Below are 16,747 nucleotides of genomic sequence, written 5' to 3'. Positions count from 1 at the left end.
TATATGCGTATCTCCACCAATCAAATGCAGCAGCAAGGCGTAAATTCCATGCTGGAGCAGCAGGCCCTGCTCGCCAAAACGCAATTACAAGTTTCCACCGGCAAGCGCATCCTCACCCCGGCGGATGATCCCGCCGCTGCGGCACAAGTGTTGAACTTGATGCAGGAAAAGGAAGTCACCGGACAGTATCAGTCAAATGCCGACGCGGCACGTGGGCGGCTCTCGCTGGAAGAACAGGCTTTGACGGGTGCGGGTGATGTAATGCAGCGGCTGAAGGAGTTGGCGATTCAGGCCAACAACAGCACCCTTAATAATGCAAATCGCGCCAGTATAGCGGCAGAAGCGCGGCTTAGGCTGGATGAGTTACTGAGCCTGGCCAACACCAGGGATGCTAATAACGAATATCTGTTCTCGGGCTACCAGGGAACCACCCAACCTTTCAATCGCAACGCCGCAGGCGGCTTCGACTATAACGGTGACGAGGGGCAGCGCTATTTACAGATAGGGCCGACACGCCAGGTAGCGGTTGGCGATTCAGGCACCGATGTTTTCCGCGCCATCCGCAATGGCAATGGTATTTTTAGCGCGCAGGAAAGCCCGGCCAACATCGGCAGCGGCGTGATCGACCCCGGCACAGTCAGCGGTACCTTTGTGCCGGATAGTTATACCATTTCCTTTGTGCAGGTGTTGCCTACCGATCCTGTGACCTACACCGTCACGGGTGCCGTGAGTGGCGCAGTGGCCGCGGGCACCTATGCCGCGGGCAGCAGTATCGCGTTTGGCGGTGCTAAAGTTCAAGTGAAGGGCTCCCCTGCCAACGGCGATAGCTTCACGGTGGCCCCCAGTGCCAATCAGGATATCTTTACCACCGTGCAAGATTTTGTACAGGCATTGGAGACACCCGTCACCAATCCAGCATCTCAGGCGCATTTTAATAATGCCATGAGCCGTGTTTTAGGTGATCTGGATAATGGCCTGACGAATATTCTCGACGTGCGTGCCAAGATAGGGGCGCGGATGAATGCGATTGATGCCCAGAAAGGTATCAATGATGGTTTTACACTCCAGGTGCAGCAAACCCTGTCCAATCTCCAGGATCTTGACTACGCCGAAGCCGTTAGCCGTCTCAACTTGCAAATGACAGGACTACAGGCGGCGCAACAGTCGTTTATCAAAATACAGGGATTGTCGCTGTTTAATTTCTTGCGGTAACTAATGTAGGGTGGGTTAGCGATTTTTTTGCGTAACCCACCAAGCGTTGCGCAGCAACACAATACTTGTGTGTGCTGTTCATACCGACCTGACAATCTCCAAAAAATCTTTTCTCTTTCTCCTAAAGTTCCCATCCAGAAAGACCGATAACTTTATCGGAAGCGGTGAATATTTCGAATGAGAAATATGTCCGCTAAATATCAACCCCAACCTCACGTGTGGCCCACACTACGCCACCAGAGGATATGAGGAGAAAATATCATGGCTCTTAGCATTAATACCAATGTTGCATCACTGAACGCCCAACGTAACCTCGCAACATCACAGGGAGACCTGGCAACATCGCTGCAGCGCCTGTCTTCCGGTTTGCGTGTCAACAGCGCCAAGGATGACGCCGCAGGCCTTGCCATTGCAGAGCGTATGAATTCACAGGTCAAGGGCATGAACGTCGCCATACGCAACGCCAACGATGCCATCTCCCTGTCTCAGACCGCTGAGGGTGCATTGGGTAAGGTCGGTGACTCCCTACAGCGCATGCGTGAACTGGCAGTGCAATCCGCCAACGCAACAAACTCGGCAAGTGATCGTACCAATCTGCAGGCGGAATATTCGCAATTGAGCTCTGAAGTAACTCGCGTTCTAACCGGCACCAAGTTTAACGGTACCGATCTGCTGAGTACAGCTGCAACCTTGACCTTCCAGGTAGGAGCGAACAATGTCGCCACTGACCAGATAGATGTGGCAACAACAAATGTTTCTACAGGCGCGGGTGTTGCGGCTGCGGTCGCTGCAAATATCAGTACCTCGCAGGCAACTGCTCAAGCTGCCGTCGATAGCCTGGATACCGCCATTGGAGAGATCACCACTGCCCGTTCAACGTTCGGTGCTGCACAGAATCGCTTTGATTCCGTGATTGGTAATTTGCGCGTAGCCTCTGAAAATCAGGCCGCTTCGCGTGGCCGTATCATGGATGCCGACTTTGCCACGGAAACTTCCACCATGACGCGCAACCAGATTCTGCAGCAGGCCGGAACAGCGATGTTGGCCCAGGCCAATGCGCTGCCCAACAGTGTGCTGTCATTGTTGCGCTAAGTCGATAATGGAGCCGCCTGGGCCGGGACGCCCGGGCGGATTTTTCCAGCGATGATATGAGGTAGATATCATGGTATCTAATATTTCTACACAAGTCCCGGCACCTTCTTTTATTTCCAGATTACCAGTTGCATCGAATGTTTCGAAAACGGATGCAGTCAACATCACTGGGGCTGTACAAATTACCAGGCAAGACGATAAAACAGTCCATGAGCCGGAAAAAAGCGTGGATAATACCGATGATCTAAACAAGGCCGTCAGCCATTTGAATGATTATATTCAAAGTTTTCGGCGCGATTTGCACTTCAGTATCGATGATGGAAGCGGCCAGGTTGTTGTTAAAGTGGTAGACACACAAACCAAAGAGGTGATTCGTCAAATCCCCTCCGAAGACGCATTGGCCATGGCGCGCGGATTGGAAAAATCCAATGGCATGTTGTTGCGCGCGCAGGCATGAATCGTATGATCAACATCTCAGGCTAATCTCATGGCAACAATCTCAGCGGCAGGCATCGGTTCCGGACTGGATGTTAATGGGATAGTAACTCAGTTAATGGCGGTGGAGCGTCAGCCTTTGCAGGCTATGGCAGCCCAGGAAACTGCTTACAAGGCTAAGCTCAGTGCCTATGGTTCGTTTAAAAGCGCCTTGTCATCCTTTCAGGATGGGATGCGTGCATTAAGCAGTTCCGCGAAATTTCAGGTATTTTCCGCAACCTCGGCGGATACCAGCGTATATACCGCGTCCTCTTCCGCAAATTCAGCGCCTGGAAGCTATTCCGTCGAAGTGAAACAGTTGGCGCAAGCCCAGAAAATTGTGTCCAAGGGTTTTACCAATGTGACGGACACGGTGGGCACTGGAACGCTGACTATTCAGTTCGGTACGTTTAGCGGTGGTACGTTTACAGCCAATAGCGATAAAGCGGCACAAACCATTACTATCGACAGCGCCCGCAGCAGTCTCGGTGGTGTGCGCGATGCCATTAACGCGGCGAATATCGGCGTAAGTGCTTCCATACTGAATGATGGCAGCGGCAATAAATTGGTGCTTACCTCCAAGGACACGGGGGCTGCAAATAGCATCAAAGTCACGGTGAGCGATACCAGTGATGCCAGCAATACCGATGATGCCGGTTTGTCACAGTTGGCTTATGATCCTGCGGGGACAGCAGGCAACGGGAAGAATTTAACCCAAACCGTGGCTGCACAGAATGCACTTTTGAAAGTGGACGGGATTGACAATATCAGCAAGTCGAGCAATACCGTCACCGATGTTATTCAAGGTGTGACGCTAAATCTTCTCAAGCAAAGTCCCACGAATACGCCCGCCACTCTCACTGTGGCGCGCGATACCACGGCGATCCAGTCCGCGGTGGAAGGTTTTGTCAAGTCATACAACGATATCAATAAAACGATCAGGGACCTCACGGCCTATAATCCCGCCACCAAACAGGGCGCGGTTTTGCAGGGCGACTCCACTACATTGTCGGTAATGTCGCAGATTCGCCGCGCGCTCTCGGCTCCGGTGGCAGGCGCAAGCGGTGCATATACGGTGCTCTCGCAAGCCGGTGTGTCTTTTAAGGCGGATGGTGTGCTCGCGCTTGACTCCGCAAAGCTGCAAAAAGCCATGGAGACTAATTTTAGCGACATTGCCGCGCTTTTTGCCGCGCAAGGCACGCCCAGTCACAGTTTGGTGAGCTTTGTCAGTGCCACTGACAAGACTCAGCCCGGTAGTTATGCCGTGTCGGTTTCTCAAGCTGCGGCACAGGGCTATAACACTGGCGCAAGTAGCGCCGCGTTGGCAAGTACCGCAGGCTCATTCAATACAGCCTTTACCGTAGATGCCAATAACGATACATTCATCCTTAAAATGGATGGCGTTCAATCCGGCGCTATCACCCTTACGCAGGGAAACTACGCTACGGCTGCGGCATTGACGGCGGAGATTCAATCCAAAATCAATGGTGACGCTGCCTTGAAGGCGGCGGGAGTTGCAGCTTCGGTCACGCTGGATAGTTCATCAAACACCCTGAAAATCACTTCTAACCGCTACGGTTCGGCATCCACCGTCGAATTGACGGCGGTGAACACCAATACAGGCACTACCCTGGGATTCAGTGTTGGCGTTGGCGCGGCGGGCCTGGATGTAGCGGGAACTATAAACGGTTTTGCAGCGACTGGCTCCGGGCGCAATCTTACGGGAGCCGCCGGCAATGCCGCCGAAGGGTTGAAGCTGGAAATTATCGGAACCGCTACCGGTAGCCGTGGCACTATCAGTTACTCGCAAGGTTACGCATATCAACTGGATAAACTTATGGGCAAACTTTTAGACAGCTCCGGTTCAATCTCCAGCCGTACAGACGGCATTAGTAGCAGTATCAAGTCTCTTGATGACAGGCGAGATGCCCTGAACCGGCGGCTTGACGATATTGAAAAGCGTTATAGGGATCAGTTCACGGCACTGGATAGCCTGTTGGGGAAGTTACGCAGCACCAGTGATTTTTTGTCTCGTCAGTTGTCGGCGACGAGATAATTCGGATTTTATAAAACGGCGTAAAAACAGTTCCATGAAGGGGTGAGACGTGAGTTACTCAAAGCCACAAGCTGCTTTGCAGCAATACAGTCAGGTAGGTGCACAAACAGGCGTTGCCTATGCCAGTCCACATCGCTTGATTCAGATGTTGTTGGATGGTGCTCTGGATAAAATTGCCCTTGCCCGAGGACATATGTTGCGGGGTGATATTGCCCAGAAGGGCAGTCACATCAGTTGGGCGATTTCGATTGTTGAAGGGCTGCGCATGAGTCTCGACCGACAGGCCGGTGGGGAAGTCGCCCAGAACCTGGGCGCTTTGTACGACTATATGGAGAACCGCCTGCTTGAGGCCAATCTCAAAAATGATCCCGAGATGCTCAATGAAGTATGTGAATTGTTGCATCAGATCAAAGACGCCTGGGACGCTATAGCATAAACGGCGAAAAATTCCGTTCCTGGAGCGCAAGTGTTATCAGGTGGCGCTTCGGTATAATTGGCTTCATCGGACGTGGGAGCATCACCTTTGGCGGCACAAGATATCTTTCAGTTGGACTCCCGCTCTCATGTCGAGCAACTTGATGTTATTCTTGAGTTAAGCCGTAACATGGTGCTCATGGCTCAGATCAAGGATTGGGAAACCCTCGCGTCACTGGAGGAAAGCCGGAGTCACAAGCTGGCCGCTTTTTTTTCTCAACCGGTTCAAGCTGGGGAAGTAGCGGCAGTTGAGGCCGTGATCGCGGATATTCTGGCAATAGACAAACAGATTATTGCCTTGAGCGAAGTGGCGTACCAGGAGGCTGCCGACGGGATACGGCAGCTTAATTATGCCCACCGCGCGGCGCTCGCCTATGAGCAGGGTGAGTGAGAGGATTTGAAACTTGTCCCGCCTGCTGGTATGTTGTTCAATTATGAGCGATACATCAAACCACGGCATTACCGGCCTGACTTATGAGGACGCCCTGCCGTTGCGCTGGGTTGCGGCAAGCGCGGCACCTTCAGATGCTCAGCAGATACGCATCCAGGAATCCAACGCAGAGGTTTTGCGCACAATAACGGTGCTGGAAGAGCATCCGAGTGAGGCCGTCTTAGAGCATGACGCGGCCACTCAAGAGCTACAGCGCATGGATTTCAAGATTAATCTGCTGCTCGATCTGGTGGGTCAGGTGCTTGCGCATCATTCGATTTTGCCTGAACCGCTACCTGTCAGCTTGAGCGCCAAAACCATACAGTGGGATGCACAGGTGGCGCCTGATGTGGGTAGCTATCTTAATGTTGAACTTTTTCTCAGCCGGAAATATCCCCGATCCATTATGTTTTATGGTCAGGTACAGCAGGTGAGCACCGTGCCGGGTGGCTTCAGAATGACGGTGGCGCTTGAGGGGATGAGTGAGGTGGTTCGGGACGGGCTTGAGAAGTTTATTTTCCGGCACCACCGCCGCAGTATCGCCCACGCCCGCCGCGGTTAAAAGATGTGTAGGGTGCGCACGGCGCACCCTACAATTCCTGTTCTTCATTGTCTGCCATAAAGCGACAAAATTTTGACTTCTTCCTCAGTCAGTGCTTAACTACAACACATAATGTATATGTAGTGAGCGGGGGTGTTTCAATGTCGTCATCCGGTGTGTTGATTATTGATGCGGATGAGCAAAGGCGTCTGAATCTCAAGGCCATACTTGAGTTTATGGAATATGGGCCGGTGCATTTAGCGGGCGGCGAGGCCTGGAAAGAAGGGCTTCCGCCGGCCGATGCCATTCTTGCGATTTTGCTTGGCAACTGTGGTTCTGAAGAAACATTAATAAAAGTGTTCCATGCTATTAAGGCGTGGGATTCCCAAATCCCTGTCCTGCTAATGAGCGATGCCAGGGAAGAGGCGCCACCCCCTGAAGAGATCAAGACGGGCGTATTTGGCTATGTCGATACGCCGCCGAAGCAGCGGCAATTGACGGCACTGCTGCAACAGGCGCAGGCATCTCGCGAATCCCCTCGGCAAAAACCTGTGGATCGCTCGCTGGAATTGTTCCGCAGCCTGGTGGGCAACAGCCCAATGATTCGCCAGGTTCGAAAATTGATTGAGCAAGTGGCCAGTTCTGACGCCACTGTATTGATATTGGGTGAGTCAGGCACGGGTAAAGAAGTGGTGGCGCGTAATCTGCATTATTACTCTACCCGTCGCAACAAGCCTTTCGTCCCCATCAATTGCGGGGCAATCCCTGCCGAACTGCTGGAAAGCGAGCTGTTTGGTCATGAGAAGGGCGCATTTACCGGGGCCATCAGCGCCCGGCAGGGGCGTTTTGAAATGGCCGAAGGCGGCACGCTGTTTCTCGACGAGATTGGCGACATGAGCCTGCACATGCAGGTCAAACTGTTGCGCGTGCTTCAGGAACGTACCTTTGAGAGGGTTGGCAGCAACAAAACCATCTCCGCCAATGTGCGGATCATTGCCGCCACGCACCGCAACCTCGAAGAGGCGATCAAGGAGGGCAAGTTCCGCGAAGATCTGTATTACCGCCTTAATGTCTTTCCTATAGAAATGCCCCCGCTGCGCGAGCGTCTTGAGGATACTCCGCTGCTAATCAATGAGTTGATTACCCGTCTTGAACACGAAAACCGCGGTTCGGTTCGGCTTACGCCGGCGGCGGTGATCGCATTGTGCCATTACCGCTGGCCGGGTAACGTGCGCGAGCTTGCCAACTTCATAGAGCGCCTGGTGATAATGCACCCGCACGGTGTCGTGGATGTGCAGGATTTTCCGGAAAAATTCCGGGGGGCGGGTGCAGGCGCCACGCTCCCGCCTAATGTCGTTTTGCCGGAGGAAACACCTTCGCGCACCTTTGACGTGCCGCCGCGCCTTCCGCGCGAAGGCCTGGATCTCAAGGAACATCTCAACACCCTGGAATACGATCTGATCCGCCAGGCGCTGGACGATGCGGGCGGGGTGGTGGCTCACGCCGCCGAGCGGCTCAAACTGCGTCGCACCACCCTGGTTGAAAAGCTGCGCAAATATGGTTTGCATCGCGGTGATGATGCGCCGTGATTTTGACTGTTTTATTTGACTATCCATATATAACACAATGAATTTTATGACTTTGTAGGTTAGGCGCGATTCTTGCTAACTCCTTCTGTGCGAAGGGGGGAAACCCCGTACTCATGGTTTTTCAGAACGGCGGGAGCAAGAATCGGCATGGCTCTACAAGGCGCGCAACAAAATCAGGATTCGTCCCAGAATCTGGCGGGCGCTTTTAATACCTTCAATCAGCTTTCTCAGCAGCTCGCCGCCTCCTATCAGATTCTTGAAAAACGTGTTGATCAGCTCAACGCGGAGCTTGCTGCCGCGCGTCTTGAGCAGACCAGCGCTGCCGCCGAAAATGAACGTCTGGCAAATCGTCTGGAGCGCTTGCTGAATACCTTGCCCGGTGGGGTAGTGGTGCTGGATGGCGGCGGATGCGTTCAGGAATGTAACCCCGCCGCGCTGGCGTTGCTGGGGGAACCCCTGCAAGGCACAGTGTGGCGCGAAGTGATCGGGCGTGCCTTCGCGCCTCGTTCCGATGATGGCCATGAAGTGTCGTTGCACGATGGCCGGCGCGTTGGCATCTCCACCAGCTCGCTGGGTGACGAACCCGGCCAGATTCTGCTCATTACCGATCTCACCGAAACCCGTGCCTTGCAGGAAAATCTCAGCCGTCACCAGCGTCTGTCTGCGATGGGCGAGATGGCAGCCTCCCTGGCACATCAGATCCGCACACCTTTATCTTCCGCACTGCTTTATACCTCCCACTTCTCACGATCCAATCTCGATGGCGCCGATATCCGCCGTTTTTCAGAAAAAAGTCTCGCCAGCCTGCGCCTCATCGAAAAGATGGTGAATGACATGCTGATGTTTGTGCGCGGTGGAAGCGTGTGCGGGGATGATATTGCACCGTCAGATTTGATAAGCGAATTCCACCAGGTGCTGGAGCCTCAGTTGCATGCCTGCGCGGGACGCCTGGAAGTGATGGACAGGACATCCGGTGTGATGATGCGCGGCAATCGTGAATCATTGCTGGGTGCGCTATTGAATCTTGCTACTAACGCCATACAGGCTTGCGGTACAGGTGTCGAATTGCATCTGATAGCGGTGAGTGATGGCGATGAGGTGGTGTATTTGCAGTTGAGCGACAACGGGCCTGGCATTGCCGAGGAAATCCGGGGTCGAATTTTTGAACCTTTTTTCACTACCAAGTCTTCCGGTACGGGACTGGGGTTGGCGGTGGTACGAGCAGTAGTGGAAGGTCACCACGGTGAGATCTGGCTGGACACACAGCCTGGATCAGGTTGCACATTTACGTTGCGGCTACCTGTCATAAAAGAAGATCGAGGTATCACATGAGTTCAGCGACGGTGCTGGTGGTAGAAGACGATGCGGCGCTGCGCGAGGCGCTGTGCGATACGCTGGAATTGGCGGGGTATCGCGTTATTGCGGCTGAAGACGGGCAAGCCGCACTGGCCCGGCTGGAATCGGGCGAAGTGGGCATGGTGCTGAGTGATGTCCAGATGCGCCCCATGGATGGCTATACCTTACTCAAACGCATCAAGGCCCAGCGCGCGGATGTACCGGTGGTTTTGATGACTGCTCATGGATCAATCCCCAGTGCAGTTGAAGCAATGCATGATGGCGCTGCGGATTACATGGTCAAGCCATTTGAGGCCGAAGTACTGATTTCGATGGTGAGCCGCTATATTTTGTCCCCCGACGTTGCTACAGAAGACGCCGATCTGGTGGCGGTGGACGCGCGCACGCGCGAGGCGGCAGAGCTCGCACAGCGTGTGGCGGGAAGTGATGCCACCGTATTGATTACCGGGGAAAGCGGTACGGGCAAGGAGGTTTTCGCCAGGTTTATTCACCGCCATTCCAATCGCGCCTCAGGCCCGTTTGTCGCTATCAACTGCGCAGCGATACCAGAGAACATGCTGGAAGCGGTGTTGTTTGGCTATGAAAAAGGCGCATTCACCGGCGCATACCATGCCGCACCGGGCAAATTCGAGCAGGCTCAGAATGGAACATTATTGCTCGATGAAATATCCGAGATGAGTCTGGCACTGCAGGCCAAATTGTTACGTGTAGTGCAGGAGCGCGAGGTGGAGCGTCTTGGCGGACAGAAGCTGATCCCGCTGAATGTGCGCGTGCTGGCGACATCCAACCGCAACCTGCGTGCGGAAGTCGCTGCGGGACGTTTCCGTGAGGATCTGTTCTATCGCTTGAATGTGTTTCCTCTGCCTCTGCCTGCGTTGCGAGAACGTAAAGAAGACATCCTCCCCATCGCGCGGCGGCTCATCGAACGCCATAGTCATGGCGCATATCCCTTGGCTGTGTTGTCTGATGAAGCGGCGCGGCGTCTGCGGGTATATGCCTGGCCAGGCAACGTGCGCGAGCTCGATAACGTGATCCAGCGTGCCTTGATTATGAAGTCGTGCGCAATCATTAGTCCGGCTGATTTGCACTTCGAAACGGACGCGGCGTGTACCGCGCCGCTCATCTCATCAGACCAGGAAACCCCAAACGAAGAGATATGTCTCGATGACGATCTTAAATCCCATGAACAACTGTTGATTATTGAGGCATTGCGCACGGCAAAGGGCAATCGCAAAGAGGTTGCCGAACGGCTTGGCATTAGCCCGCGCACATTGCGTTACAAATTGGCGCGATTGCGCGAGGCAGGCGTGGCGATACCTGATTAAGAACGGGTTCTGACGGGGCTGGTGCGGAATGTGCATGAAAATACATGCGGGTTGGTTCAAGTAGCGTTGCTCCGGACCCAACAATAAGGAGAGCATATGAATAACACCATAGACACAACCCAATTGCTGGCGCAAATGCGCGCCATGGCTGCACAGGCTCAGTCAAAGCCATCTGTTGCGGAAGCAAATTCTGCGGCCAATCCGGATTTTTCCAGCTTGTTTAAAAGCGCCATTGAGAAAGTCAACGACGTACAGCAGCAAGCCGGAAATTTGGCGCAGGCCTTTGAAGCGGGCGATTCCAAGGTCGAGCTTACTGAAGTGATGGTGGGATTACAGAAGGCGAGCCTTTCCTTTCAGGCCATGACGCAGGTGCGCAACAAGCTGGTGTCGGCCTATCAGGAAGTCATGAGTATGCCGATTTAATGCGGCGTGTGACGTATTGATGTGGACGGTGTGTGACATCAATTATAGAAATTCAGAACTAGATACTCAAAAATGGCGCTAATAAAAGCAGAAAATATGACAGCCCAGATGCGCGGCTTTAGCGGTCTGCCAGCGCTGCGCCAAATGGGATTGATGATTGGCTTGGCGGCCAGTGTGGCGCTGGGTGTGGCCGTTGTTTTGTGGTCTCAGGCGCCGAATTATCGCGTTTTGTACAGTGGCCTTGCCGCGCAGGACGCAACCCAGATCGCCGATGCTTTACAGAAGGATGGTATTGCCTACAAGGTCGATGAAAACAGCGGCGCTGTGATGGTGTCCGCCGATCAGGTGCATACTGCGCGCCTCAAGATGGCTTCACAGGGGCTGCCCAAAGGGACGGTGGAAGGCTTTGCTCTGCTCAACGAGCAGCCCACCTTCGGAACCAGCCAGTTCATGGAAAACGCGCGTTACCAGCATGCCTTGGAAGGTGAGCTGGGGCGCACGATTTCCGAATTGGGCAATGTGCAGGGAGCGCGCGTGCATTTGGCCATCCCCAAGCAGTCGGTGTTTATTCGCAACCGCGAACCGCCCAGCGCCTCGGTGTTGATCAACCTCTATCCAGGACGCAGCCTGGAAGAAGGACAGGTCGCGTCGATAGTGCATTTGCTTGCCTCCAGTGTTCCCAACCTGAATGCAGACCATGTGACGGTGATTGACCAGAAGGGCCGTCTGCTGACTTCGCCGGAAACCTCTCAAAGCATGCAGCTCACCGCCAGTCAGTTCGATTACCGGCGCCGACTTGAGGAAAACTACATCAAGCGCATCGAAGATATCATCTCGCCCATCGCCGGCGTTGGCGGGGTACGGGCGCAGGTAGTAGCGGATCTGGATTTCAGCGTCACAGAACAGACCCAGGAAACATACAATCCAGATCAACCGGCGATACGTAGCGAGCAAACACTGGATGAGCAGTCGGCGGGAGCCACCGCGGTGGCAGGCGTTCCAGGTGCATTGACCAATCAACCACCGTCAGGAGGCACAGTGTCTACCCCCAGCCCCGCCGCGCCGAATGCCAAGGGCGCCTTGCCTGCCGCAAACACGACGGGTACCGCGCAGATGCCGCTCAACAGCACCAAACGTGCGACGCGCAATTTTGAGCTGGATAAAGTCATCAGTCATACCCAAATGCCAAGTGGCTCGGTACGCAAATTATCAGTGGCCGTGGTTGTCGATGACCACCAGAAAGCGAATAAAAAAGGCGAAGTGGTGCGCACCGCGCTGAAGCCTGAAGAAATTGCGCGCATTACCTCGCTGGTCAAGGAGGCGGTGGGTTTCAGCACACAACGCGGTGACACTCTGAACGTGATTAATGCACCGTTTACAGTGGCGGCGGAAACGCCCATGCCGGAGCCTAAATTGCTGGAGCAGCCCTGGATTTGGGATGTGGCGAAACAGGCACTGGGTGGTTTGGCGGTATTGTTCCTGATATTCGGCGTGCTGCGCCCAGTGCTGCGTAGTCTTGCGGAGAAGGGCAAGGAATCCTCACTTGTTGCGACGCAACACGCTACGGCTCACATGGATGAACTACCAGGCTTGATGGAGGATCGCATTAGCCTGCCTGGTATGAACTCAACAGCACAAGGCACCGCGCAACTTGCCGCGCCCTCGCAAAATTATGAGTCGCAACTTGATGCTGCCAGAACGCTGGTAGGGCAAGATCCCAAGCGTGTTGCACAAGTGGTGAAAGGTTGGGTGGCTAGCGATGCCTGAGAACAATGCACAGTTATCCGGTACGGAGCGCGCGGCCATTCTTCTAATGAGCCTGGGCGAGAAGGACGCCGCCGAAATATTGAAGCATATGGGACCCAAGGAAGTGCAGAAGCTGGGGCAAGCCATGGCGGGACTAAGCAATGTGAGCAAAGTTCAAGTGTCGGAGGTTCTGGATGAGTTGATTTCCTCGGTGGATGGCCAGACATCTCTAGGGGTTGGCGCGGAAGATTATATTCGTAAAGTACTCAACCAGGCGCTCGGCGCAGATAAAGCGAGCGGCTTGATTGACCGTATCCTGATCGGCCGTAACACCAAAGGGCTGGAAGCCCTGAAATGGATGGATCCGCGCGCAGTCGCGGAAATCATTCGCCTGGAGCATCCACAAATTATTGCTATCGTATTGTCCTATCTTGATAGCGATCAGTCCGCCGAGGTACTGAAGCAGATGCCGGAGCGCATGCAGTCGGATTTGTTGATGCGTATCGCCACGCTGGATGGGATTCAGCCCTCTGCCTTGCGTGAACTGGATGACATCATGGAAAGACAGTTCGCAGGAAATACCGCCAATGTTAAATCAGCCAGTGTTGGAGGCATCAAAACAGCAGCGAATATCCTCAACTTCATAGACAGCGCACGTGAAGTAAAGATTATGGAAACCATCAAGGATGTCGATGCCGATATTGGTCAGAAAATTGAAGACTTGATGTTTGTGTTCGATGATCTGGCTTCAGTGGATGATCGTGGCATGCAGGCGATATTGCGCGAGATATCGGGTGAGGTATTGATTATGGCATTGAAAGGCGCCGATGAAGATCTCAAGGAAAAGATATTCAAGAATATGTCCAAGCGCGCCGCAGAAATGCTGCGTGACGATCTGGAGGCCAAAGGCCCGGCACGCCTCAGCGAAGTAGAGGCCGCACAGAAAGAGATTCTCGCTATAGCACGGCGCATGTCCGAGGCAGGCGAAATATCGCTCGGCGGAAAAGGAGAGGATTTTGTCTAAAATCATTCCCAATAGAATCATCACGGGCGATGATTTGAGCGCCTATCAGCGCTGGGAAGCACCGCTTATGCAAGCGGATTTGCCCACAGCCCCTGTGCAGCCACTCCCTACGGCCGACCAAATCGAGCAGATCCAGAAACAAGCCTATGAAGAGGGGTATGCCCAAGGATTGCAGCAAGGACGCGAAAAAGGGCATATAGCAGGACTGGCGGAAATGCAGGCACAGGCGCAACGTCTGGAGCAGTTGCTGAACACGCTTGGCGTGCCATTGGCGCAGCTTGACGAGGATGTTGAAAAGGAGCTGGTGTCCCTGTCCATCGCCATCGCGCGTCAGATTGTGCGGCGCGAGATCAAAACAGACCCGGGCCAGATAGTCGCGGTGGTGCGCGAGGGCGTTGCAAGTTTGCCGCTGGCTTCACGCAATATTCACCTGCACCTTCATCCCGAAGATGCAGCTCTGGTGCGCGCCGCGCTGTCACTGACGGAAGGCGATAAAATCTGGCGGATTGTCGAAGACCCGGTATTGACGCGTGGCGGCTGCCGTGTCGTGACCGACACTTCCCAGATTGATGCTAGTCTCGACAGCCGCATCGCGGCAATTGCCGCATCCATACTGGGAGGCGCGCGTGGACACGAAAACCCCGGCCATTGATACTCAGCGTGGAGCAGCGTGGCGCGAACGTTTAGCATGGCATCGCGCACGCCTTGACTCACCGCCGCCACTCATCGTAGAAGGAAAACTGACCCGCATGGTCGGGTTGACACTAGAGGCGGTGGGGTGTCAGGCGGCAATAGGCGAGCGTTGCGTGGTGATAGGCCCAGGCGGCGAACGGGTGGAAACCGAGGTGGTAGGCTTTTCCGGAAACAAAACCTTTCTTATGCCCACCGGCGAAATCCGTGGCTTGATGCCCAACTCGCGGGTGATCCCGGTGCGGCGCGCCTATGATGTGGCGGTGGGTGACGCTTTGCTGGGCCGTGTGCTGGACGGTGGCGGCCGGCCACTGGATGGTGGCGGTCCGTTACGCACCGAAACAACCATCCCACTATCTGGGCGCCCTCTCAACCCGCTGGCACGCCGTCCGATACGAGAGCCCCTGGATGTCGGTGTACGCGCCATTAATGCCTTGCTGACGGTGGGGCGCGGCCAGCGCATGGGCCTGTTCGCCGGCAGTGGTGTGGGAAAAAGCGTATTGCTGGGTATGATGACGCGCTTCACCAATGCCGATGTCATCGTCGTCGGACTGATCGGCGAGCGTGGCCGTGAAGTGAAAGAGTTTATTGAAAACATCCTCGGTGCCGAGGGCATGGCACGGTCGGTGGTAGTTGCCTCTCCGGCGGATCATGCGCCGATGATGCGTCTGCACGGTGCGATGCTGGCGACCAGTATTGCCGAATATTTCCGCGATCAGGGCAAGCAAGTGCTGCTGTTGATGGATTCCCTGACACGCTTTGCACAGGCCCAGCGCGAGATTGCGCTTGCCATAGGCGAACCCCCTGCCACCAAGGGTTATCCGCCATCGGTATTTGCCAAACTGCCGCAACTGGTGGAGCGTGCCGGGAACAGCGACGAAACCGGGGGTTCCATCACGGCATTTTACACCGTGCTTGCCGAAGGCGATGACCAGCAAGATCCCATCGCCGACGCCGCGCGCGCCATACTCGACGGCCATGTTGTATTAAGCCGCCAGTTGGCGGAAGCGGGCCACTATCCGGCAATTGATATCGAAGCCTCCATCAGCCGTGTCATGACAGAAGTTACAGATTCGGCCCACCAGAGCTCGGCACGTCGTTTCAAACAACTTTACTCCGCATACCAGCAAAACCGCGACCTGATATCCATAGGTGCATACAGTCGTGGCAATGACGCCAATATTGATCAGGCTATCGACTACCATCCGCGCCTCCTGGACTTTCTCCATCAGGGTATGCACCAGCCTGTGCCATTGGCAGGGAGTATCAATGAGCTGAATATGCTAATAAAGGTGCAGTAACTAAAGTTAAATGTAGGGTGCGCCGTGCGCACGGGATATGCCGACAGGCGCTCATCAAATAATACGTTGTGTTGCTTCGCAACGCTTGGTGGGTTACGCAAAAAATGCTAACCCACCCTACATAAAAGTATCTGGTGGATTTCCTATGACCAAATCACAACGCCTGAAGCCAGTTATTAAGGCCTCAGATACCAAAGAGCGCGATACTGCCAGAGCCCTGGCGGAAAGCAAGCGCATCCTTACCGAGCGGCAGGCCAGGCTTGCCGATCTTAATACCTATCGTGAAGAATACACCGCGCGCTTCAGTGCATGGGGAAAGAACGGAATCCCCGCAATCCAACTGCATGAATATAGAGTGTTCCTTGCTAACCTGAATGCCGCAATCGTCCACCAGGAAAAGCTCATCGAAAATAGTCAGCGTGAATTTGAAGGAAAACTACGTATATGGTATCAGGCGCGCAGTAGGTCCAAGGCGCTGAACAGCGTTGTTGCAAAGCACCATAAAGAAGAGACGAGAGCCGAAACACGGCGCGAGCAAAGCGCGGAGGACGAGAGATATTCCCTGATCAAAGAAAATGATCGAGATAGCTAAAGTTACCGTTATAAATACCGATATTAACAGCATATGATTAATTAACAAATATTAACAACATGTAAAGAAACTGTGTTTTAGAAAGGTAATTCAGAGGGGGAATAATGAATAACAGCCAATCAATAATGATTGAAAAAATATCCTGCGAAGAAATTATGGATATATCAGTTGCCGGTGATTTCTACAAAAAATTAAAAAAATCAATGGAAATGAATGTTCCTATCACAATTGATGCGGAAAATGTTGAGAGAGCAGATACTGCAATATTGCAGGTTTTGTATTCATTTTTTCAAGAGGCTTCATCCAGAGGAATAGATGTTTCATGGAATAATCCATCCGAAAGATTGCGTGTTTCAGCGCGGATAATTGGAGTTGATGAGGCTCTTAGGCTTAAATGATTATAGATTATAAGAAGCTTCTTT

At 53.8% G+C, this 16,747-nt stretch carries 17 protein-coding genes; all 17 read left to right on the top strand.

From position 1 onward, the window contains the following. Nucleotides 1–3 precede the first annotated feature (3 nt). The 17 genes from flgL (at nt 4) to M3A44_10060 (ending at nt 16,723) form a co-directional block, all read left to right on the top strand. Nucleotides 4–1,212, top strand: a complete 1,209-nt coding sequence (gene flgL, locus M3A44_10140; protein MEQ6341987.1) for a flagellar hook-associated protein FlgL — start codon at nt 4–6, stop codon at nt 1,210–1,212. 261 nt (nt 1,213–1,473) lie between these two features. Continuing rightward, on the top strand, nt 1,474–2,304 hold the full coding sequence (locus M3A44_10135) for a flagellin FliC (GenBank protein ID MEQ6341986.1): 831 nt from the start codon (nt 1,474–1,476) through the stop codon (nt 2,302–2,304). Nucleotides 2,305–2,374: 70 nt separating this feature from the next. Continuing rightward, nucleotides 2,375–2,761: a flagellar protein FlaG gene (locus tag M3A44_10130; protein MEQ6341985.1), complete on the top strand. Its 387-nt coding sequence runs from the start codon at nt 2,375–2,377 to the stop codon at nt 2,759–2,761. A gap of 30 nt (nt 2,762–2,791) precedes the next feature. After that, nucleotides 2,792–4,834, top strand: a complete 2,043-nt coding sequence (gene fliD, locus M3A44_10125) for a flagellar filament capping protein FliD (protein ID MEQ6341984.1) — start codon at nt 2,792–2,794, stop codon at nt 4,832–4,834. A gap of 76 nt (nt 4,835–4,910) precedes the next feature. Beyond that, on the top strand, nt 4,911–5,270 hold the full coding sequence (gene fliS / locus M3A44_10120) for a flagellar export chaperone FliS (GenBank protein ID MEQ6341983.1): 360 nt from the start codon (nt 4,911–4,913) through the stop codon (nt 5,268–5,270). Nucleotides 5,271–5,357: 87 nt separating this feature from the next. Then, nucleotides 5,358–5,699, top strand: a complete 342-nt coding sequence (locus M3A44_10115; protein MEQ6341982.1) for a flagellar protein FliT — start codon at nt 5,358–5,360, stop codon at nt 5,697–5,699. A 43-nt stretch (nt 5,700–5,742) separates the two neighbouring features. Then, the gene (locus M3A44_10110) at nt 5,743–6,300 is read left to right on the top strand and encodes a PilZ domain-containing protein (protein MEQ6341981.1); all 558 of its coding nucleotides are present in this window, start codon (nt 5,743–5,745) and stop codon (nt 6,298–6,300) included. A 140-nt stretch (nt 6,301–6,440) separates the two neighbouring features. Continuing rightward, nucleotides 6,441–7,868 carry a sigma-54 dependent transcriptional regulator gene (locus M3A44_10105; protein ID MEQ6341980.1) on the top strand — a complete coding sequence of 476 codons (1,428 nt, stop codon included), beginning with the start codon at nt 6,441–6,443 and terminating at the stop codon, nt 7,866–7,868. A 147-nt stretch (nt 7,869–8,015) separates the two neighbouring features. Further along, nucleotides 8,016–9,200: an ATP-binding protein gene (locus M3A44_10100; GenBank protein MEQ6341979.1), complete on the top strand. Its 1,185-nt coding sequence runs from the start codon at nt 8,016–8,018 to the stop codon at nt 9,198–9,200. Next, nucleotides 9,197–10,549: a sigma-54 dependent transcriptional regulator gene (locus tag M3A44_10095; GenBank protein ID MEQ6341978.1), complete on the top strand. Its 1,353-nt coding sequence runs from the start codon at nt 9,197–9,199 to the stop codon at nt 10,547–10,549. The genes M3A44_10100 and M3A44_10095 overlap by 4 nt, the downstream gene beginning before the upstream one ends. A gap of 96 nt (nt 10,550–10,645) precedes the next feature. Further along, entirely contained in the window at nt 10,646–10,972 is a 327-nt protein-coding gene (gene fliE / locus M3A44_10090) for a flagellar hook-basal body complex protein FliE (protein MEQ6341977.1), read from the top strand. Between the two features lie 96 nt (nt 10,973–11,068). After that, nucleotides 11,069–12,739 (top strand): flagellar M-ring protein FliF, encoded by a 1,671-nt coding sequence (gene fliF, locus M3A44_10085; protein ID MEQ6341976.1) that lies wholly within the window; start codon nt 11,069–11,071, stop codon nt 12,737–12,739. Continuing rightward, nucleotides 12,732–13,742: a flagellar motor switch protein FliG gene (fliG, locus tag M3A44_10080; protein ID MEQ6341975.1), complete on the top strand. Its 1,011-nt coding sequence runs from the start codon at nt 12,732–12,734 to the stop codon at nt 13,740–13,742. Before fliF ends, fliG begins: the two co-directional genes overlap by 8 nt. Next, nucleotides 13,735–14,394, top strand: coding sequence for a flagellar assembly protein FliH (locus M3A44_10075; protein MEQ6341974.1), 660 nt, complete (start codon nt 13,735–13,737; stop codon nt 14,392–14,394). Before fliG ends, M3A44_10075 begins: the two co-directional genes overlap by 8 nt. Beyond that, the gene (fliI, locus tag M3A44_10070) at nt 14,369–15,733 is read left to right on the top strand and encodes a flagellar protein export ATPase FliI (protein ID MEQ6341973.1); all 1,365 of its coding nucleotides are present in this window, start codon (nt 14,369–14,371) and stop codon (nt 15,731–15,733) included. The genes M3A44_10075 and fliI overlap by 26 nt, the downstream gene beginning before the upstream one ends. A gap of 145 nt (nt 15,734–15,878) precedes the next feature. Then, a complete protein-coding gene (fliJ, locus tag M3A44_10065) occupies nt 15,879–16,325 on the top strand; it encodes a flagellar export protein FliJ (protein ID MEQ6341972.1) in 447 nt (148 codons plus the stop codon). Nucleotides 16,326–16,429: 104 nt separating this feature from the next. Continuing rightward, a complete protein-coding gene (locus M3A44_10060) occupies nt 16,430–16,723 on the top strand; it encodes an STAS domain-containing protein (protein ID MEQ6341971.1) in 294 nt (97 codons plus the stop codon). The last annotated feature ends 24 nt before the right edge of the window (nt 16,724–16,747 follow it).

The organism is Gammaproteobacteria bacterium (assembly GCA_040183005.1).
Taxonomy (GTDB): Bacteria; Pseudomonadota; Gammaproteobacteria.
Note: the sequence above shows the minus strand (reverse complement) of the source record. Positions and strands in the feature narration are given on the sequence as shown.

Coding starts and splice junctions, on each gene's coding strand:
- M3A44_10100 (MEQ6341979.1), top strand. CDS start 8,016: ATGGCTCTACAAGGCGCGCAACAAAATCAGGATTCGTCCCAGAATCTG.
- M3A44_10105 (MEQ6341980.1), top strand. CDS start 6,441: ATGTCGTCATCCGGTGTGTTGATTATTGATGCGGATGAGCAAAGGCGT.
- fliE (MEQ6341977.1), top strand. CDS start 10,646: ATGAATAACACCATAGACACAACCCAATTGCTGGCGCAAATGCGCGCC.
- fliF (MEQ6341976.1), top strand. CDS start 11,069: ATGACAGCCCAGATGCGCGGCTTTAGCGGTCTGCCAGCGCTGCGCCAA.
- M3A44_10095 (MEQ6341978.1), top strand. CDS start 9,197: ATGAGTTCAGCGACGGTGCTGGTGGTAGAAGACGATGCGGCGCTGCGC.
- fliD (MEQ6341984.1), top strand. CDS start 2,792: ATGGCAACAATCTCAGCGGCAGGCATCGGTTCCGGACTGGATGTTAAT.
- M3A44_10130 (MEQ6341985.1), top strand. CDS start 2,375: ATGGTATCTAATATTTCTACACAAGTCCCGGCACCTTCTTTTATTTCC.
- fliJ (MEQ6341972.1), top strand. CDS start 15,879: ATGACCAAATCACAACGCCTGAAGCCAGTTATTAAGGCCTCAGATACC.
- M3A44_10060 (MEQ6341971.1), top strand. CDS start 16,430: ATGAATAACAGCCAATCAATAATGATTGAAAAAATATCCTGCGAAGAA.
- M3A44_10110 (MEQ6341981.1), top strand. CDS start 5,743: ATGAGCGATACATCAAACCACGGCATTACCGGCCTGACTTATGAGGAC.
- M3A44_10135 (MEQ6341986.1), top strand. CDS start 1,474: ATGGCTCTTAGCATTAATACCAATGTTGCATCACTGAACGCCCAACGT.
- flgL (MEQ6341987.1), top strand. CDS start 4: ATGCGTATCTCCACCAATCAAATGCAGCAGCAAGGCGTAAATTCCATG.
- fliG (MEQ6341975.1), top strand. CDS start 12,732: ATGCCTGAGAACAATGCACAGTTATCCGGTACGGAGCGCGCGGCCATT.